Here is a 19,742-nt window from a genome sequence, read left to right as displayed (position 1 = left end):
GCCCGGCCTGGTTTAACAATCGCTCAAAGGAATACACATGGAATGGCTGACCAACCCTGAAATCTGGGTTGCCTTCTTTACCCTGACCGCCCTGGAAATCGTCCTGGGTATCGATAACATCATCATGATTTCGATCCTGGTCAGCCGCATGCCCAAACACATGCAGCAGCGCACCCGGATTTTCGGCCTGGCCCTGGCCATGGTCACGCGGATTCTGTTGTTGCTGTCGATCACCTGGGTCATGCGCCTCACCGCCGACCTGTTCGAAGTGTTCGGCCAAGGAATTTCCGGGCGTGACCTGATCCTGTTCTTCGGTGGTCTGTTCCTGTTGTGGAAAAGCTCCCAGGAGATGTACCACGCGCTGGAAGGCGAAGACGAAAGCGGCGATGAGCCTTCAGGCAAGGGCGGCAATTTTCTCTACACCATCATCCAGATCGCGATCATCGACATTGTGTTCTCGCTGGACTCCGTGATCACCGCGGTGGGCATGGTTTCCCACGTACCGGTCATGGTTGCAGCGATCATCGTTGCGGTGCTGGTGATGATGGTTGCCTCGCGCACCATCAGCGAGTTCATCGACAAGCACCCTTCGCTGAAAATGCTGGCGCTGTCGTTCCTGTTGCTGGTCGGTACCGTGTTGATTGCCGAGTCTCTGGATGTGCATCTGCCAAAAGGCTATGTCTACTTCGCCATGGCGTTCTCGCTGGCGGTGGAGACGATCAACATCAAGATGCGCACCGCGATGGCGAAGAAGCGCAAACAGCAGGATCCAGTGAAACTGCGCAAGGATGTTCCGGGTCAGTAACCCTTGTGGGAGCGAGCTTGCTCGCGATGGTCGTTAACGATAACGCGTGTTTGCTGGTTAAACGCGGCGCTCTTGAGTCCTTCGCGAGCAGGCTCGCTCCCACATGAAATCCGGGGCCTTCGGGCCCTTTTTTCATATCCGCATCAAACTGTTTTTATGACAGTTTTGTTTCAATCACTTCTTTAGCTATGCGATGCTGGCGCCCAGACCGTTAGCCAACTACAGCTTAAGTACAGAACGTAGAAAAAAGCGCGGCACCGTCAACTTTGCCCCATTGGGGCGCTACCACCACAGGGGGCCTGCATGCTCACCCTGCTCAATTTGTTATCCGCCGTGGCCTTGTTGATCTGGGGCACGCACATCGTCCGAACCGGCATCCTGCGGGTCTACGGTTCCAACTTGCGCCACGTCATCGGCCAGAACATGTCCAGGCGCTGGCTGGCATTCATCTCGGGGATCGTGGTGACGGCCATGGTCCAGAGCAGCAACGCCACCGCCATGCTCGTCACATCCTTTGTCGGTCAGGGCTTGATGGCGCTGACCCCTGCCCTGGCGACCATGCTCGGCGCCGACGTGGGTACCGCGCTGATGGCGCGAGTGCTGACCCTGGACCTGTCGTGGCTGTCGCCGCTGCTGATCTTCCTCGGGGTGATTTTCTTCCTGTCCCGCAAACAGACCCGACTGGGGCAAATGGGCCGCGTCAGTATCGGTCTGGGGCTGATCATCCTGGCGCTGCAACTGATCGTCGAATCCGCCGCGCCGATCACCCAGGCCCAAGGGGTGAAAGTGATCTTCGCCTCTCTGACCGGCGACATCCTGCTCGATGCCCTGGTCGGCGCGCTCTTCGCCATGATTTCCTACTCCAGCCTGGCCGCCGTCCTGCTCACGGCGACCCTGGCCGGTGCCGGGGTGATCAGTCTGCCCGTGGCCATCGGACTGGTGATCGGTGCCAACATCGGCAGCGGCATCCTCGCCTTCCTCAGCACCAGCATGCAGAACGCGGCTGGCCGCCAGGTGGCGTTGGGCAGCCTGCTGTACAAGCTGATCGGCCTGCTGCTGATCATTCCGGTACTCGATCCCCTGGCGCACTGGATGGATGGCCTGGACTTCAGCCCCCAGGAAACGGTCATCGGCTTCCACCTGCTCTACAACACGGCCCGCTGCCTGATCCTGCTGCCCAGTGTCGGACCGATGGCCAGGTTCTGTGCGTGGGTGCTGCCTGAACGGCCGCAAGTCAACGGCACCGCCAAACCACGGCATCTTGACCCGACGGCGTTGGTCACCCCCAGCCTGGCGCTGGCCAACGCCGCCCGGGAAACCCTGCGCATCGGCGATCTGATCGACAACATGCTTGAAGCCATGCTCGACGTGCTGCGCGGCAAGCAAACGGCCGTCACCCAGGAAATGCGTCGCCTGACCGATGATGTGGAGTCGCTCTACGGCGCCATCAAGCTCTATCTGGCGCAAATGCCACGGGAAGACCTCAGCGACCAGGACAGTCGGCGCTGGGCGGAAATCATCGAGCTGGCGATCAATCTCAAACTCGCCAGCGACCTGATCGAACGCATGTTGCGCAAGGTCCAGCAGCAGAAAACCTCGCAACGCCGGTCTTTTTCCGAGGTTGGGCTGGAAGAATTGGCCGGGCTGCACAGCCAGTTGATTTCCAACTTGCGCCTCGGGTTGTCGGTGTTCCTCAGTGCCGACAAGGAAAGTGCCCGCCAGCTGCTGCGTGAGAAGCGTCGCTTTCGCGCCCAGGAGCGGCGTCTGGCCCATGCTCACGTCAGCCGATTGCAACGCAAGATCGTGCAGAGTATCGAGACCAGTTCGCTGCACCTGGAGCTGATCGCGGACATGAAGCGGCTGAACTCGCTGTTCTGCAGCAGCGCTTATGTGGTGCTGGAAACGACGGACACCGGTGCGCTGGTCGTCGATGATTTGGCAGACATCACGCATTCGCCTTGAACGTCTGGCACAGTGGTCAGTCAGTACATTGATTCAGCCTCAAGGCCGCCTTCGCGGGCAAGCCCGCTCCCACAAGGGTCAGCTGTGTTGCACAAAATGAGTGAACACCACCGAACCCTGTGGGAGCGAGCTTGCTCGCGAAGGCGGTCCGAAGGACGACACGGATCTCCGATTGATTGCCTGGAAGCTAGCTATGCGTTGCCTGTTGTTCGCCTGTCTGTTGCTCGGTTCACTCCCTTCGTTTGCCCTGGATCGCTTCCAGGTTGAAGGCTATACCCTGCCCAACGGCCTGCAATTGCTGCTCAAGCCCGGCACCGAACGCGGGCATGTGGCGATTCGCCTGGTGGTTGGCGTCGGTATCGATGATTTCGGCTGTGCCGACAAGGAGCTGCCGCACCTGCTCGAACACTTGCTGTTCACCGGCATCGATGCCACTGGCGAAGGCGGCCTGGAGGAACGCATGCAGGCCCTGGGCGGCGAGTGGAATGCGTTCACCAGCAATGCCGATACCACATTCGTCATCGAGGCCCCGGCGAAGAACCAGCGCAAGGTCCTCGACTTGCTGTTGGCGCTGTTGACCCAGACCCGGATCGACGACAACTCGATCAATGCCGCCAAACAAGTGGTCGAGCGCGAAGACGGTGGCCACTACACCCACCTGCAACGCTGGCTGGATCGCCAGGATCTGGGTCATACGGCGAGTAATCAGCTGGCCGTGGAACTGGGTCTCAAATGCCCGGAGCGGCCTGAGGTCGATTACCTGACCCGCGAGCAACTGGAGACGGTACGCAAGGCCTGGTACGCGCCCAATAACATGAGCCTGATCGTGGTCGGCGACCTCGACCGCTTGCTGCCGGCTTATCTGGAGCGAACCTACGGTGCGCTTGTGGCGGTCGATCCCACCGATCACCCGCCCCTGCCAGAGATCAAGATCAGCGCCGCCCATGAGCGCACGCTCAATCACGGTTTCGTCGGCGGTGCCGCCAAGTTGCACTGGCTTTTACCGGAACCGGTGCAGGAGAATCAGCACGATCAGACTTTCGACTTGCTCAAGGATTACCTGGACTGGGCGCTCTATCGCCAATTGCGCCTGGTCAATGGCTTGTCCTACGGCCCCTCCGCCGAGCGCGAGGTGTTTGGCGGGGTCGGCTTCATGAGCCTGAACGCAGACCTCGACCGCGAAGACGTGCCCCAGGCCATTCAAGTACTGGATGAGCTGAAGGCCGGGTTGCTCAAGGACGGACTGGATGCCGACACCTTCAACCGTCTCAAGCAGGCGGCCATCGCCCGCCAGGCCTGGGCCGTGCAAGGCAACAGCGCACTGGCCGATTATTACTGGAGTGCCCTTGGCAGTTACGAGGACGGCCGTTTCGTCGACCCGGCCAAGGAATTGCGAGGGGTGACGCTGGCAGAGGTGAACAAGGCCATGCGTGAACTGCTGTTGCAGCCGGGCTATCTGCGGATCGAAAAACCGTTGCTGAGCGATGACCAGTTCATGTGGTCGATTGCCGGGGTTTTAGGGTTACTGGTCGCTGCGATACTGGCGTTGCGCTTTCATCGCAGAAAGTAACCATTCCCTGTGGCGAGCGGGTACCCTATCGAGGAGTTTTCCCACGACTAATGCGAAGAGCCGAATGCCTACCCTGACCCTTTTCGTACAGCGCATCCTGGAATTGATGAAGCGCTATCCGGGGGTCATTGCGCTCGGCGGTTTCATTTCCGGGGTCGGCAGCTTCATGCTGGTGGATCGGCAGCAAGGCCTGGCGACCTGGATCACCGTCATCATGCTGATCAGCTGGATCTGGCTGATGCTGGAAAACAGCCTGACCAAGCTGTTCACCAGGATCTTCAACCGCGAGATTCCCCAGCCGTTGCTGCGTTACGCAACGCAGATGATTCACCAGGAAAGCCTGTTCTTCGTCCTGCCCTTCTTTTTGATCACCACCACCTGGAACAGCGGCCAGTTATTCTTTACCGGGATGCTGGGCATTGCCGCGCTGATTTCCATCATCGACCCGCTCTACTACAAATGGCTGGCCCCGCGCCGCTGGGCGTTCCTGGCGCTGCATACGCTAACGTTGTTCGCGGCACTGCTGACCGCCCTGCCCGTCATCCTGCACCTGACCACCTCGCAAAGTTTCAAGCTGGCCCTGGGCACCGCGGTCGTGCTGTCTTTCCCGAGCCTGGCGTCGATTTTCCCGATCAAGACCGTGCGTAACGCGTTGGCCATCCTCAGCATCACCCTGGGCATCGGCGGCGTCGGTTGGGTGCTGCGATCGTGGGTGCCACCGGCAACGCTGTGGATGACCGATGTGGCGATCAGCACGCAGATGCAGGATCGCACCCCCGGCGACAGCCTCGATGAAGTCAGCGCCGAGCAGATTCGCGGCGGCGGCCTGTACGCCTACACCGCGATCAATGCCCCGCGCGGTCTGGACGAGCGGATTTATCACGTCTGGCAGTTCAACGGCAAAGAGGTCGACCGCATCGCCCTGGATATTCACGGCGGGCGCAAGGAAGGCTACCGGGCCTGGACCCACAAACAGAATTTCCCCGGCAACCCGGCGGGCAAGTGGCAGGTTCGGGTGTTGACCGAAGACGGCCAGTTGATCGGGGTGTTGCGTTTCGAGATCACGGACAGCACACCGGTCAAAGAAAAGTAAGGCCGTTCATGCTATTAACATAGGCCTGCGTAACAGCCGAACAAGCATGGAGCTTATGACCAGCAGCACAGTGGCCGGCAATGCCCGACTGGACACCTCTGACACCCCTGCTCTATTGCAGATTACGGGTGACTGGACGCTCGCCCATTACACCGATCTCAAGCGCCTGAGCGCACAACTGCAGGGCCGCTACGACGACAGTACCCACATTGACCTCAACGGCCTCGGCGCGCTCGATACCGCCGGTGCATCGTTACTGGTGGAGCTGCTTGGGTCCGAGCGTCTTGGCAAGTCGGCCGAGCATCCCGATTGCACCCTGTCCTCTGCCGACCGCGCCCTGTTGCAAACCGTCTATTGCTCGCTGACCGACTTCTGCGTCCCGATCAAGGCGCCGCAAACCAGCGTCGGCATTCAACTGCTGACCCGCATCGGCCGCGCGGTGGCAACGGTCTGGCAGGACACCCTGCAATTGCTGGGCTTCGTCGGCCTGATCCTGGAAACCATGGGCCGCGGTCTGTTCCGCCCCAAGCGCTGGCGCCTGACGCCGATGGTGGCGCACATCGAACAGACTGGCCTGGATGCTGCGCCCATCGTCGCCCTGTTGACCTTTCTGGTGGGTGCCGTGGTGGCGTTTCTCGGGGCGACGGTGCTGGCGAGTTTCGGCGCGAGTATTTTTACCGTGGACCTGGTGGCGTTCTCCTTCCTGCGCGAATTCGGTGTGTTGCTGACCGCGATCCTGATGGCCGGGCGCACCGCCAGTGCCTTTACGGCGCAAATCGGCTCGATGAAGGCCAACGAAGAAATCGACGCCATCCGGACCCTGGGTCTCGACCCTATGGAACTGCTGGTGGTGCCGCGCGTCCTGGCGCTGCTGGTGGCGCTGCCGATGCTGACTTTTTTGGCGATGCTGTCGGGGATTATCGGTGGCGGCGTGGTCTGCGCCGTGTCGCTGGATATTTCACCGGCGATGTTCCTGTCGCTGCTGCAAACCGATATTGGCGTTCAGCATTTTCTGGTGGGGATCGTCAAAGCGCCGATCTTCGCGTTTCTCATCGCCGCGATTGGTTGCCTTGAGGGCTTCAAGGTCAGCGGCAGCGCCGAATCCGTCGGCGCCCACACCACGTCCAGTGTGGTCCAGTCGATTTTCGTGGTCATCGTGCTCGATGCCGTGGCCGCACTGTTTTTCATGGAGATGGGCTGGTGAGTCGAATTCCCCGAGCGCCCACCGAGGCGGTGATCGAAGTCCGTGGGCTGTGCAATCGTTTCGGCAGCCAGAGTGTGCACGAGGGCCTGGACCTGGACTTGTACAAGGGCGAGATCCTCGCCGTGGTGGGCGGTTCCGGTAGCGGTAAATCGGTACTGCTGCGCAGTATCGTCGGTTTGCGTCAGCCCAGTGAAGGCGTGGTAAAAGTCTTCGGCAAGAACCTGCCGACGCTGGCCGAACACGAGCGCTCGCTGGTCGAACGGCGCTTTGGCGTGCTGTTTCAGAAAGGCGCCCTGTTCTCTTCGCTGACCGTGACCGAGAACGTGGCCTTGCCCCTGATCGAGCATGCTGGACTGAGCCGCGACGACGCCGAGCATCTGGCGGCGGTGAAGCTCGCCCTGGCTGGGTTGCCGCTGTCGGCGGCGGACAAATATCCCGCTTCGCTGTCCGGCGGCATGATCAAGCGTGCGGCGCTGGCCCGGGCGTTGGCGCTGGACCCGGACATCCTGTTTCTCGACGAACCCACCGCCGGCCTTGATCCGATCGGTGCGGCGGCATTCGATCGATTGATTCTGACCCTGCGCGATGCCTTGGGCCTGAGCGTGTTTCTGGTGACCCATGATCTCGACACGCTTTACACCATCACCGACCGGGTCGCCGTGCTGGCGCAGAAGAAAGTGTTGGTGGCCGATGCCATCGATGTCGTGTCGGAAACAGACGATGCATGGATTCACGAATACTTCCATGGCCCTCGCGGCCGCGCGGCGCTGACCGCCGCTCAACAGCTAAACGAGGTCTGACATGGAAACCCGAGCCCATCATGTATTGATCGGACTGTTCACCGTGCTTGTGGTGGCAGGCGCCCTGCTCTTCGGGTTGTGGCTGGCCAAGTCCAGCGTCGACACCGAGTTCAAGGACTACGAAATCGTCTTCAACGAGGCGGTCAGCGGTTTGTCCAAGGGCAGCGCCGTGCAGTACAGCGGGATCAAGGTCGGCGACGTGGTGACATTGCGCCTGGACCCGAAAGATCCGCGCCGGGTACTGGCGCGCATCCGCCTGGGCGGTGATACACCGATCAAGGAAGACACCGAGGCCAAACTGGCGCTGACCGGGATTACCGGGACCTCGATCATCCAACTCAGCGGTGGCACGCCACAGAGTCCGACGCTCAGGGGCAAGAACGGTGATTTACCTACGATCGTTGCATCGCCCTCACCTATCGCCCGGCTGCTCAACGACAGCACCGACCTGATGGCTGGCGTGAACGTGCTGATGCACAACGCCAATCAGATGTTTTCTTCGGAGAATGTCGAGCACGTCAGCAAGACCCTTGAACACCTGGAGCAAACCACCGGCACCCTCGCCGATCAGCGCGGCGACATCCGCCAGGCCATGCAGCAACTAGGTGCCATCGGCAAGCAGGCCACGGCCACGCTAGAGCAGACCGCCGCGCTGATGCGCAATGCCAACGGCTTGATCAGCGATCAGGGCAAACAGATGTTCGGCAGTGCCGAACAAGCCATGAAATCGCTGGAACAGAGCAGCGCCACGATCAACAAGCTGCTCACCAACAATCAGGATTCGCTGAACAGCGGGATGCAGGGCCTCAACGGCCTGGCGCCGGCGGTGCGTGAATTGCGCGATACCCTGACGTCGTTGCGGGCCATTTCCCAGCGCCTGGAAGCCAACCCCAGTGGTTATTTGCTCGGCAACGACAAGAACAAGGAATTCACGCCATGAAAGTGAGCCGCCTCGCCGTCCTCGCCGCATTTGCGTTGACAGCTTCCTGCTCGATCCTGCCCAAGTCCGAGCCGTCCGATGTCTATCGGCTACCGACGTCCCAAAGCAGCGCCCCAGGCTATCAAGGCATGCCGCAACCCTGGTCGCTTCGCCTGACAAAGCCGCAGGCCAGCCAGGCATTGAACAGCCCGAACATCGCAGTGATCCCGCAGGGTGACCTGATCAGCAGCTACAAGGCTTCACGCTGGAGCGACCCGGCGCCGGTGCTGCTGCGTAATCGTCTGCTCGATGGTTTCCAGCGTGACGGTCGGGTGTCGCTGCTGAGCACCGATGACAGTAATTTCCAGGCGGACCTGGAGCTGGGCGGCAACCTGCAGGCGTTCCAGACGGAATACCAGGACCGCACGGCAAGCGTGGTGGTGCGGCTGGATGCGCTATTGGTACGCGGTCATGACCAGCGGATCCTCGCCAGCCGGCGCTTTGAAGTGCGTCAGCCGTTGAGCGATGTGAAGGTGCCGGCGGTGGTGGCCGGGTTTGGCCAGGCGAGTGACCGGTTGACGGCACAGGTGGTGGCCTGGGTGGTTGAGCAAGGGCATAAAGCGGCTCTGCCACAAAGACCCTGAGTCCAGCACTGAACCCTGTGGGAGCGGGCTTGCTCGCGAAGGCGTTGTGTCAATCGACATCAATACTGAATGACACACCGCTTTCGCGAGCAAGCCCGCTCCCACAAGGGGTTCGCGGTTAGCCGAAGAACCAGTAACACACCCCGATGGCGCCAAGAACGCCGGCCAGCTCCGCCAGCAGCGCACATCCCACCGCATGCCGTGCGCGCTGAATGCCCACTGCACCGAAGTACACCGCCAGCACATAGAACGTCGTTTCCGTACTGCCCTGAATCGTCGCCGCGACCAGCGCCGGGAAGCTGTCTACCCCGGACGTCTTCATGGTTTCGATCAGCATCGCCCGGGCCGCACTGCCTGAAAACGGCTTGACCATGGCGGTCGGCAAGGCATCGACGAAGCGCGTGTCCCAACCGGCCCACTCCACCAGATGCCGAATCCCGTCCAGACCAAAATCCAGCGCCCCGGACGCTCGCAGCACGCCGACCGCACAGAGCATCGCCACCAGGTACGGCAGCAGGTTCTTCGCCACATCGAAGCCTTCTTTGGCGCCTTCGACGAACGCCTCGTAGACCTTTACCTTGCGTAACGCGCCGATCACCAGGAACAGCATGATCAACCCGAACAGCGTCAGGTTGCCGAGGATCGATGACAGGCCGGCCAGGGCGGTCGCCGAGAGCGTCGCCAGCAGCGCCATGAAGCCACCCAGTATCAGGGCGCCGGGAATCAGGTACGCGAGCACCACCGGGTCCCACAGGCGCAGACGTTGCATGACCGCCACTGACAACAGACCCACGAGCGTCGAGCAGCTGGTCGCCAGCAGGATAGGCAGGAACACCAGCGTCGGATCAGGCGCACCTTGCTGGGCGCGGTACATGAAGATCGTCACCGGCAGCAGGGTCAGGGAAGAGGCGTTAAGCACCAGGAACAGGATCTGGGCATTGCTGGCGATGGTAGCGCTGGGGTTGAGCTCTTGCAGCGCCTTCATGGCCTTGAGGCCGATTGGCGTGGCGGCATTATCCAGGCCCAGGCCATTGGCGGCGAAGTTGAGCGTGATCAGGCCGATGGCGGGGTGACCGGCCGGCACTTCCGGCATCAGGCGCAGGAACAATGGGCCCAGTGCCTTGGCCAGCCACTCGACGATCCCGGCTTTCTCGGCGATCCGCAGGAAGCCCAGCCAGAGGGTGAGGGTGCCGAACAACAAGACCATGACTTCGACCGACAGTTTGGCCATGGCGAAAATGCTTTCCACCATCGCCGCGAAGATCCCGGCGTTGCCGCCGATCAACCACTGCGCCAGCGCCGATACGGCTGCCACGATGAAGAAGCCGAGCCACAGGCCATTGAGCATCAGTTAAATCCCCCAAAGAATGCGGCGAATGATAGCGGGGTAGCCAGAAACGACAAACCCCGGATTTCTCCGGGGTTTGCTAAGCGCTATATACGCGGGCCAATTGTGGGAGCGAGCCTGCTCGCGAAAGCGTCGTATCAGGCGACATCAATGTTGGATGTCACACCGCTTTCGCGAGCAGGCTCGCTCCCACAGGGTTTTGTGTCAGCTGTTCGAGGTTTCGCCAGCCGGCAGCTTTTCCTTGCTGCGCCAGTGCGGCAGGGAGTTCCAGTAGCGCTGGCCCTTGGCGTCGTCGTACATGCCTTCCCAACGGGAGATGACCAATACGGCCAACGCATTGCCGATAACGTTCAGTGCGGTGCGGGCCATGTCCATGATGCGATCGACACCGGCGATGAACGCCAGGCCTTCCAATGGAATACCCACGCTGCCCAGCGTTGCCAGCAGCACCACGAAGGACACACCCGGTACACCGGCGATGCCTTTGGAGGTGACCATCAACGTCAGCACAAGCAGCAATTGCTGGCTGATGGACAGGTCGATGCCGTACAACTGGGCAATGAAAATCGCCGCGATGCTCTGGTACAGCGTCGAACCGTCGAGGTTGAACGAGTAACCGGTTGGCACCACGAAGCTGCAGATCGCTTTCGGTGCGCCGTAGGCTTCCATCTTCTCGATGACACGTGGCAGCACGGTTTCGGAGCTGGCGGTGGAGTAGGCCAGCACCAGCTCATCCTTGAAGATGCGCATCAGCTTGATCACAGAGAAACCGAACAGGCGAGCAATCAAGCCCAACACCATGAAGGCGAAGAAGGCGATGGCGAAGTAAACCAGAAGCACCAGTTTGGCCAGCGGCAGCAGGGAAGCGAAGCCGAAGTTGGCCACGGTCACCGCGATCAGTGCGAAAACGCCGATCGGGGCGTAGTTCATGATCATGTGGGTGACTTTGAACATGCTTTCCGAAACGCCCTGGAACAGCCTCACCAGCGGGTCGCGCAAATCGGGTTTCAAGCTCGACAAGCCGAGGCCGAACAACACCGAGAAGAAGATGATCGGCAGCATCTCGCCACGGGCGACAGCCGCGAAGATGTTCGACGGGATCAGGTTGAGGATGGTTTCGATGAACGCGTGTTCATGCTGCACCTCGGCGGCTGTGGCCTGGTACTTGGAAATATCGACAGTACCCAGCGTGCTCATGTCGATGCCGGTACCCGGGTGGAACAGGTTCGCCAGGACCAGGCCGACGACGATGGCAATCGTGGTCACGATTTCGAAGTAGAGGATGGTCTTCAGACCGATGCTGCCGAGCTTCTTCGCATCGCCAACACCCGCGATACCGACGATCAACGAGGAAATCACGATCGGGATCACGATCATCTTGATCAGACGGATAAAGATATCGCCTGCCGGTTGCAGAACGTTACTGATCCACCAGGCCTTTTCGGCACCGAAATGGTTGAGCAGCGCACCGATTGCAATCCCCAATACCAGACCGATGAGGATCTGCCAGGCGAGGCTAAGCTTTGCCTTCTTCATATCTTTACCCTTACTTGCGTTTGACTCAGACCGATGCAGGAACTGGAACGCTTGTGGCGAAAAAGTCCTGTGCACCTGCCCCCGTATAAGGTGCCCCGGAGCGCTTGTTAGTGCTCTCTGGCAGGCGAAAAAAGGCGCAACTATTCCGATGCAAGGGAGCGGCGTCTAATGCCGTAAACGCCTACCCTATGCCGAATCGGCATGAGTTTTTTTCACTGAAACTCTCGTCCCAACCGGTTCGAATACGACATTTGCGCAGTCAAAAGTGCCGCGAACCTGCCATTTCAGGGACGATTGAGTGTTTTTTAATCAGCGAGGCGAGAGGGTTTTTCTGAAGAATTCCGTCTGTGCGCGGAGAAAATAAGCGGCACAAGTCCGATTATATTTCTCGATGTACGGTCGTGCGGAGGCTGACTGGGGAAAGTTGCAGGATTTGTGGCGTGGATTATCAGGTAAGCGAAAGAAACCTGACGCAATGCAAAAGTTGTCCAGCGAAGCTCTTCGCAAGTCCGTCGAGCATGATTGATCGGCGAACTTGCGTCGCAGCTTTTTGCCTGACCCGGCCCTTGCGCAGGCACCCCATGTACCCGTAGGTCACTCCGCCCCTGAAACAGGCAGAACATCCCGACCCCTTGGTCATGCGTCTACCGTTCTCGGGTAGCGCATTTGGAAAGAAGCAGTGTGGCTTCTCTCATATCTCAAAATCAGTACCAGTTCGGATCTTTCTTCAGCTGTTCCTTCAACATTTCCTGCATACCCTGGTCTGGTTTTCCCAGAAAGCGATACGTCGCATGGCGCGTCGGCGACTTGTCGGCCGGCAATCCCGCAGGTACTTCAACCAGCATAGCGTAGGCATGCTTTTTGTCGAAGCTGACGGCCACAATTAATCGATTATTCAGGCATTTGGCCTGGGATTCGCATAACGGCCCTACCAGATACTGGTCACCGTCTTCTTCAACCGCTGTCATTTGCTCGGCATCGCCGGAAAGATTCATCACCCAGTCGGGCAGGCGTTCTTCTTTCTCAACCACGTCTTGCCAGGTTTCACGGTATTGAGGGTCAGCGCTCAGCAGTTCGTTGGCGCGCGTCTGGCCATCATTGGCGGCCATGACCATGGCACTACCGCCCAGAAGCAGGGCGGCTGCCAGTGACTTGAAGGAAACGCTCATTTTCAGCCTCGACCGCGACGGCCAAAGAAGAACGAAACAACGAACATCACCAGGAACACGACAAAGAGAATCTTGGCGATACCCGTGGCGGTGCCCGCGATACCACCGAAGCCCAGTACTGCAGCGATGATGGCAATGATCAAGAATGTGATTGCCCAGCTCAACATGGTGATTCTCCTTACGCTTCTATTTTAGAGGTAATGCTTGTGGTGCTTTTCCCGGCGCAGAGCGCGCCAAGTTCATTTATTCAGAACACCCAGCGTTCCTGACGAGGCATCTCGTCCAAAGGCTGGGCCTGGTCGACATCCATCATTCGCATCGGCGCGAGGTCAGCCTGGCTGCTGCTGGCTGCGCTGAAATGGGTCTGGACCGGATGCTGAATCGACACGCGCGACGCTTCCTGCTGCGAGTTCTGCTCCCAACGCTGAAACTGCTGGCCGCCGATCAATGTGATCAACAGCGCCAGGACAGCAAACAAACCTTGTTGGATATGCAGTGGCGAGATACGCAATTGGGCGGCACGTTGGCGACTCATCCTGAAGCTCCTCCCACACTGTGGTGATTTTATTTAGGGCAACGAGGTGAATGCCCTGGATAACTCAGTCATTGCAGCCTGCATGCCAGCTTTTCTAAAGAAAAAAACTGAATTAAATCAATAAGTTAATAGCGATGACAAAATCGGGTCGGACGCATCCTGCACGATGGTCTTTCTGCGGTCGGGCGTAATGCACGATCGCTGCGTAGGAATTTTCAGGTTTTTTGAATTGCCTGAAGGGCATGGCTGTCAGAAAAATGACCAGTGGTCCGCCTGTAGACCGGCTATCTGATAAAAAAACAACAAAATCAGGCGATTAGCCGTAGGGTAAGGAGAGAGCTACCCTGTTGTAGTCGGAATCGACCAGAATCAACCATGCAACTTGCCCGATTTTTCCGGGACTAATTAAAGATCATTCATTAAGGAGCGTAGGAAAATGGAATCAGCCACTGAGCACCAAGGCCGCATTCTGCTGGTGGACGATGAATCCGCCATCCTGCGTACATTTCGCTATTGCCTCGAAGATGAAGGCTACAGCGTGGCGACCGCCAACAGCGCTGCACAGGCCGATGCCTTGTTGCAACGTCAGGTCTTCGACTTGTGCTTCCTCGATTTACGACTGGGGGAAGACAATGGACTCGATGTCTTGGCGCAAATGCGCATTCAAGCGCCGTGGATGCGTGTGGTCATCGTTACCGCGCACTCGGCGGTGGACACTGCGGTAGACGCGATCCAGGCCGGTGCCGCCGATTACCTGGTCAAACCTTGCAGTCCCGACCAACTGCGCCTGGCCACCGCCAAGCAACTGGAAGTGCGACAGCTGTCGGCTCGTCTGGAAGCCCTGGAAGGTGAAGTGCGCAAACCCAAGGATGGTCTGGACTCCCACAGCCCGGCGATGAAAGTGGTGCTCGAAACTGCCCGCCAGGTCGCCAGCACCGATGCCAACATTTTGATTCTTGGCGAATCCGGTACAGGTAAAGGCGAGCTGTCCCAGGCCATTCATGGGTGGAGCAAGCGCGCAAAGAAATCCTGCGTCACGATCAACTGCCCCTCCCTGACTGCCGAACTCATGGAAAGCGAGCTCTTCGGTCACAGCCGTGGTGCCTTTACCGGCGCCAGCGAAAGTACCTTGGGGCGTGTCAATCAGGCCGATGGCGGTACGCTGTTTCTTGACGAGATCGGCGATTTTCCCCTAACGTTGCAACCAAAATTGCTGCGTTTTATCCAGGACAAGGAATACGAGCGAGTCGGCGACCCGGTCACCCGCCGAGCCGATGTGCGAATTCTCGCGGCCACCAACCTCAATCTGGAGGACATGGTGCGCGATGGCCGTTTCCGTGAAGACCTTCTCTATCGCCTCAACGTAATCACCTTGCACCTGCCACCTTTACGGGAACGCAGGGAAGACATCCTGAACCTGGCCGATCGTTTTCTGGCTCGCTTCGTCAAGGAATACGCACGTCCGGCGCGGGGTTTCAGCGACGCGGCTCGTGAAGCACTGCTCAGCTACCGCTGGCCGGGCAACATCCGCGAGCTGCGCAACGTCGTGGAGCGGGCTAGCATTATCTGTCCGCAAGAGCGGGTAGAGATCAGCCACCTGGGCATGGCCGAAACTCCGCTGACCAACGCGCCCCGCATCGGTGCCGCGTTGAGTCTGGATGAGTTGGAAAAAGCGCATATCGGCGCTGTTCTTGCCACTGCCGACACCCTGGACCAGGCTGCCAAGACGTTGGGTATCGATGCCTCGACGCTGTACCGCAAACGCAAGCAGTACAATTTGTGAGCCTCGGCCGATGAAACTGGCGATGAAGCTGCGTACTCGGCTGTTCCTGAGCATTTCCGCACTGATCACCGTAGCGTTGCTCGGGCTCTTGCTCGGGCTGATCAGCGTGATGCAGATGGCGGCTACTCAGGAAGCGCTGATCCGAAACAACTTCGTCACCCTCGACCTGGGGTTGAAATTGCGCCAGAGCCTTGGTGACCAGTTGATCATCATGCTCAGCGAGCGGCCAGATCCTGCTGCATTCGAGCAGTCCAGGCAGCATTATTATCGGTTGCTTGATGAAGGCATCGCTTTGTCCGATTCCGGCAATGATGTTCAGTACGGCTTTGCCCAGGCCAAGGCTGACTACCAGAGCTTCTTGGAGGCGTACGACAAGTCGCCTGAGACGTCGCGCGTTTTGAGTGGCAGCGGTGAACTCTCAGATAAATTCAATGCGCTGCGCAATGGCTTGATCGCCGAACACAAGCGTGCACTGGATAACATCAATGCCATCGAGCGCCAGGCTCGGGAGCGAGCGCTGCTGGTGGCTGGCCTGCTCGGGCTGGTGGGACTGGCGGTGCTGATCATCGGTTTCGTGACCGCACACGCCATTGCCCGGCGCTTCGGAGCACCGATCGAGGCCTTGGTCCAGGCGGCCGATAACATCGGCCAAGGTAATTTCGAAGTGACCCTGCCTATTTCTTCGGCAGAGGAAATGAACCAGCTGACCAAACGCTTCGGGATCATGGCCGAAGCCTTGCGCGAGCATCAAGCGACCAATGTCGACGAACTGCTCGCCGGTCAGCAGCGTTTGCAGGCGGTACTCGACAGCATCGACGACGGCTTGTTGATGATCGACCGCGAAGGCCATCTGGAACACCTCAACCCCGTGGCGCAGCGTCAATTGGGATGGGACATCGATCGGCTCGGCCAGGGGCTGGGCACCGCGCTGGAGCGCCCCGAGCTTGATGGGCAGCTGCAACTGGTGTTGCGTGGCGGAACCCTGGAGCGGGCGCCGGAAGACTTGAGCATCGAGGTCGACGGTGAGTCGCGATTGTTGACCTATAGCCTGACGCCTGTCAGCCACACTCAGGGTCATATTCTCGGCGCCGTGATGGTGTTGCATGACGTCACCGAGCAGCGTGCATTTGAACGGGTGCGCAGCGAGTTCGTGTTGCGCGCTTCCCATGAATTACGCACACCGGTCACCGGTATGCATATGGCGTTCGGCCTGTTCCGCGAGCGCGCGCATTTCCCCCGGGACTCCCGCGAAGCCGATTTGCTGGACACTGTGAATGAAGAGATGCAGCGCTTGATGCAGTTGATCAATGACCTGCTGAATTTCTCTCGCTATCAGAACGGATTGCAGAAACTCACGCTGGCGCCGTGTTCCATCGATAACTTGCTGGAACAGGCCAGGGAACGTTATGCCGGCGTGGCAGTAGAGAAGGGCATCAGCCTGTCGGTGGAAGTGTTGGGGCCATTGCCCTGGCTACAGGCCGATCAGCCTCAGCTGGACCGGGTACTGGATAACCTTATCGACAACGCCTTGCGCCATACCGGCACCGAGGGGCAGATACGTTTGCAGGCCAGGCGGCATGGGGAGCGGGTGATCATCAGCGTTGAAGACAACGGCGAAGGCATTGCCTATGGCCAGCAGGGGCGGATCTTCGAGCCCTTTGTCCAGGTCGGTCGTAAAAAGGGCGGCGCCGGGCTCGGCCTGGCGCTGTGCAAGGAGATCGTGCAACTGCACGGCGGACGAATGGGCGTCTATTCGCGGCCGGGGCAGGGCACTCAGTTCTATATGGCACTGTCGGTGTAAGTGGCTTTTACGCTTCGTCATCCAGGCGTCTGCCCGCTAACCGCCGGCCACGGGTAATCAGTTCGATGAACTGCACTGCACTCAACGCATGGGCGAACAGCCAGCCCTGACCGTATTTCACTCCCTCGCTGCTCAGAAACGCCGCTTGCGCTTCATGTTCGATGCCCTCGGCAATCACTTTCAGATGCAGGGCCTGGGCCATGTGGATGATGTGCGGTGCCACGCCGCTGCTTGCGGCATCATGACCCAGAGCGTCGATGAACGCCTTGTCGATCTTCAGGCAATCCACCGGCAGGGTTTGCAGGTAGGCGAGGCTGCAATAGCCTGTGCCGAAATCGTCGATCAGCACCTGATGCCCGACATCGCGCAAGGCCTGCAGGTTTTCCCGGGCCACCACCACGTCGATCAATCCCCGCTCGGTGACCTCGAAGGCGATCTGCTTGGCCGCGACCCGATGTAGCGGAAGCAGGCGCGCCATCACCTGGCCGATACGCGGCACCATGACGTCGCAGGCTGCGAGGTTGACCGAGATGTACAACTGCGGATTGGCCCGCAACAAATGACCGAGCTGCTCAAGCAGGCGTTGCAGGACGAAGTCGGTCATCTGGCGGATCTGACCGGTGTTTTCGGCCATCGGAATGAACAGGTCGGGGCTGGTCAGGGTGCCATCCGGTCTGCGCCAGCGGAGCAAGGCTTCTGCCCCGACACAATTACGGCTGTCGAGGTCGAAAATCGGTTGATACAAGACCTGCAACTCGCCTCGCCGAATGGCGCCAGTCAGTTCGGCGTCCATCGACTGTCGCTGCTTGACCAGCAGAAACACCAGAAAACCCACGCAGATACCCAACGCCAGACTGGCCGGCAACAGCCACCACCAGACCGCAGGCACATGCATGCCGGTACGCGGGGTAATCAGGACAAGCTGGTATTCCGGATTGTTGGTGGGCATGCGGTAAATCAAGCGGGTGTGCGTGACTTGCAGCGCATCGGGACTTTTCGGCGGCCAGGGTTCGGTGGGGGGCCAGGCCTGCGACACACCCAGCACCGGTATTGCCCGCGTGCCGTGGTCGAGTACCACCAGCAAGCTGCTTCCAGGTGATAGGTCCACCATGTCGGTCAAATGCCCGCGAGAGGTCGCGACGCGGAAATTGCCCCGCCCGAGCATTAGCGCGGCACGGTTTTCATCGGGCTCGGTAGTAGTGTTCAGCCAATAGCTATAGGTGGGGCCCTTGATATCCGGCGGCCGTAGCAGCGAGAGTCCTTCCTGGCGAGGACGGTTGGAGCAGATCCGCGATTCGTCCCGGTAAGCCGCTTCGTAAACGAAACGGTAATTGAAGCTGACTTGCTGCAAGGTCGCGATCATTTCGTCATCGCAGCCCCGTAGCGGTTGTGCTTCGAGGTCGTCGAGGCTTTCACGCAATTGGCCGAAAAGCTGCTCCAGTCGGGCCAGGAAGCGTTCGCCCTGAGCGTTCATCTCCTCGCTTTCGCTCTGCTCCACCTGATGCATGGCCACGAACAGACTGCCTGTCATCAGCAGGGTTGCGCTCAAGGCAGCAGCAAGCATCGCCAAAAACCAGGGGCGATAGAACCATCTACGTAATGTGTCTCGAGCAGCAGGCATTGGGTACATCCGAAGAATTACCAATGAGTTATAGCTGCTGATTGAGAAAAAGCCCTTACCGTCGGGCGGGCGTCATTATTTTGTCTGATTCAAAACGTGTAGAAGTGCCGCGGTTTGCGCATCCGGGGTGCCATCGAAGCGGGTCGGTCGGAAATGCATCTGGAAGGCTGCAATCACATGGCGCGTCGCCACATCCAGTTCGCCAGTCTGCGGCGTGGAGTAACCCAGGCGGGCCAATTGCGCCTGATACCAACCGATGCTCGGCAACTGGACGGTGAATTGCGCTTGCTGGCGCGCCACGGCCTGCTCGTTCGGCCAGACTCCCAAACCTTCGGATGCCAGGCGTTTCCAGGGGAACAGCGGTCCCGGATCGAGCTTGCGCAACGGTGCGATGTCGCTATGGCCGATGATGTTGCGCGGGCTGATGGCGTAACGCCCGCTGATGTCCTTGAGCAACACGATCAGGGACTGGATCTGGGCTTCGCTATAGGGATACCAGAGACGCTCGCCGTTTGGAGTGTCCTTGAAGCCGGGATTGACGATTTCGATGCCAAGGGAGCTGGAGTTCAACCAGGTTCGGCCTTGCCACTCGCTCTCGCCGGCATGCCATGCCCGCATTTTTTCATCCATCAGCTTGTAGATGGTGGCCTTTTTGTCGTCACCGATCAGGTAATGGCTGCTGACTTCGCCGTGGGTCAGCAGCTGTAGCGAGCGCTCCTGCGATGCGGAGGTGTAATGCAGCACGACAAATTGAATGCGGCTGTCGTGGTTGACCGAGACATGACTGGTGTCGTACCGGGGGCCGCTGGCGCAACCGGCTAAAAGGCCCAGCGACATAATAAGGGCAAAAAATTTCATCACGGGAGGCAGTACGCAAAGGACAATTATGCAACAGTGTAACGTACTGTTTTGCGCGAAGACGGACGGCGTAGTGATTTAAACAAAATGGAAC

17 protein-coding genes are annotated in these 19,742 nt (G+C 59.4%); 10 read left to right on the top strand and 7 right to left on the bottom strand.

Going from position 1 to position 19,742, the window contains the following annotated elements; genetic code table 11:
- Positions 1-37 precede the first annotated feature (37 nt).
- The 8 genes from J2W17_RS13015 (at position 38) to J2W17_RS12980 (ending at position 8,997) form a co-directional block, all read left to right on the top strand.
- Positions 38-805, top strand: a complete 768-nt coding sequence (locus J2W17_RS13015; protein WP_307334350.1) for a TerC family protein — start codon at positions 38-40, stop codon at positions 803-805.
- Positions 806-1,108: 303 nt separating this feature from the next.
- The gene (locus tag J2W17_RS13010; protein WP_307334347.1) at positions 1,109-2,767 is read left to right on the top strand and encodes a Na/Pi cotransporter family protein; all 1,659 of its coding nucleotides are present in this window, start codon (positions 1,109-1,111) and stop codon (positions 2,765-2,767) included.
- 193 nt (positions 2,768-2,960) lie between these two features.
- Complete coding sequence (locus tag J2W17_RS13005; protein WP_307334344.1) at positions 2,961-4,337, top strand: M16 family metallopeptidase; 1,377 nt, start codon at positions 2,961-2,963, stop codon at positions 4,335-4,337.
- Positions 4,338-4,401: 64 nt separating this feature from the next.
- Complete coding sequence (locus J2W17_RS13000; RefSeq protein ID WP_307334341.1) at positions 4,402-5,430, top strand: DUF5924 family protein; 1,029 nt, start codon at positions 4,402-4,404, stop codon at positions 5,428-5,430.
- A gap of 55 nt (positions 5,431-5,485) precedes the next feature.
- Positions 5,486-6,634, top strand: a complete 1,149-nt coding sequence (locus tag J2W17_RS12995; protein WP_307334338.1) for an ABC transporter permease — start codon at positions 5,486-5,488, stop codon at positions 6,632-6,634.
- Complete coding sequence (locus J2W17_RS12990; protein ID WP_307334335.1) at positions 6,631-7,434, top strand: ABC transporter ATP-binding protein; 804 nt, start codon at positions 6,631-6,633, stop codon at positions 7,432-7,434. The genes J2W17_RS12995 and J2W17_RS12990 overlap by 4 nt, the downstream gene beginning before the upstream one ends.
- Position 7,435: 1 nt before the next feature.
- Positions 7,436-8,374: an MlaD family protein gene (locus J2W17_RS12985; RefSeq protein WP_307334332.1), complete on the top strand. Its 939-nt coding sequence runs from the start codon at positions 7,436-7,438 to the stop codon at positions 8,372-8,374.
- Positions 8,371-8,997 carry an ABC-type transport auxiliary lipoprotein family protein gene (locus tag J2W17_RS12980; RefSeq protein WP_307334329.1) on the top strand — a complete coding sequence of 209 codons (627 nt, stop codon included), beginning with the start codon at positions 8,371-8,373 and terminating at the stop codon, positions 8,995-8,997. The genes J2W17_RS12985 and J2W17_RS12980 overlap by 4 nt, the downstream gene beginning before the upstream one ends.
- Before the next feature lie 118 nt (positions 8,998-9,115).
- Here the strand turns inward: J2W17_RS12980 and J2W17_RS12970 are convergent, their stop codons facing one another.
- The 5 genes from J2W17_RS12970 to J2W17_RS12950 all read right to left on the bottom strand — a co-directional run bounded on the left by J2W17_RS12970 (position 9,116) and on the right by J2W17_RS12950 (position 13,585).
- Entirely contained in the window at positions 9,116-10,345 is a 1,230-nt protein-coding gene (locus J2W17_RS12970) for a nucleoside recognition domain-containing protein (protein ID WP_307334326.1), read from the bottom strand.
- A 204-nt stretch (positions 10,346-10,549) separates the two neighbouring features.
- The gene (gene gltP / locus J2W17_RS12965) at positions 10,550-11,881 is read right to left on the bottom strand and encodes a glutamate/aspartate:proton symporter GltP (RefSeq protein WP_307334322.1); all 1,332 of its coding nucleotides are present in this window, start codon (positions 11,879-11,881) and stop codon (positions 10,550-10,552) included.
- A 704-nt stretch (positions 11,882-12,585) separates the two neighbouring features.
- Positions 12,586-13,050, bottom strand: coding sequence for an inhibitor of vertebrate lysozyme family protein (locus tag J2W17_RS12960; RefSeq protein WP_307334318.1), 465 nt, complete (start codon positions 13,048-13,050; stop codon positions 12,586-12,588).
- Between the two features lie 2 nt (positions 13,051-13,052).
- Positions 13,053-13,217: a DUF1328 domain-containing protein gene (locus tag J2W17_RS12955; RefSeq protein WP_003380232.1), complete on the bottom strand. Its 165-nt coding sequence runs from the start codon at positions 13,215-13,217 to the stop codon at positions 13,053-13,055.
- An 80-nt stretch (positions 13,218-13,297) separates the two neighbouring features.
- Positions 13,298-13,585 (bottom strand): hypothetical protein, encoded by a 288-nt coding sequence (locus J2W17_RS12950; RefSeq protein WP_307334308.1) that lies wholly within the window; start codon positions 13,583-13,585, stop codon positions 13,298-13,300.
- Between the two features lie 436 nt (positions 13,586-14,021).
- Here J2W17_RS12950 and algB point away from each other — a divergent pair, with 436 nt between their 5' ends.
- On the top strand, positions 14,022-15,368 hold the full coding sequence (algB, locus tag J2W17_RS12945) for a sigma-54-dependent response regulator transcription factor AlgB (RefSeq protein ID WP_307334305.1): 1,347 nt from the start codon (positions 14,022-14,024) through the stop codon (positions 15,366-15,368).
- A gap of 10 nt (positions 15,369-15,378) precedes the next feature.
- Positions 15,379-17,169: an ATP-binding protein gene (locus J2W17_RS12940; protein ID WP_307334301.1), complete on the top strand. Its 1,791-nt coding sequence runs from the start codon at positions 15,379-15,381 to the stop codon at positions 17,167-17,169.
- A 7-nt stretch (positions 17,170-17,176) separates the two neighbouring features.
- Here the strand turns inward: J2W17_RS12940 and J2W17_RS12935 are convergent, their stop codons facing one another.
- Positions 17,177-18,790, bottom strand: coding sequence for an EAL domain-containing protein (locus tag J2W17_RS12935; RefSeq protein WP_307334299.1), 1,614 nt, complete (start codon positions 18,788-18,790; stop codon positions 17,177-17,179).
- Positions 18,791-18,865: 75 nt separating this feature from the next.
- Positions 18,866-19,648: an N-acetylmuramoyl-L-alanine amidase gene (locus J2W17_RS12930; protein ID WP_307334295.1), complete on the bottom strand. Its 783-nt coding sequence runs from the start codon at positions 19,646-19,648 to the stop codon at positions 18,866-18,868.
- Positions 19,649-19,742: the final 94 nt, after the last annotated feature.

Origin of the sequence: Pseudomonas lini (genome assembly GCF_030812475.1) — a bacterium.
GTDB classification, from domain to species: Bacteria; Pseudomonadota; Gammaproteobacteria; order Pseudomonadales; family Pseudomonadaceae; genus Aquipseudomonas; species Aquipseudomonas lini_A.
Note: the sequence above shows the minus strand (reverse complement) of the source record. Positions and strands in the feature narration are given on the sequence as shown.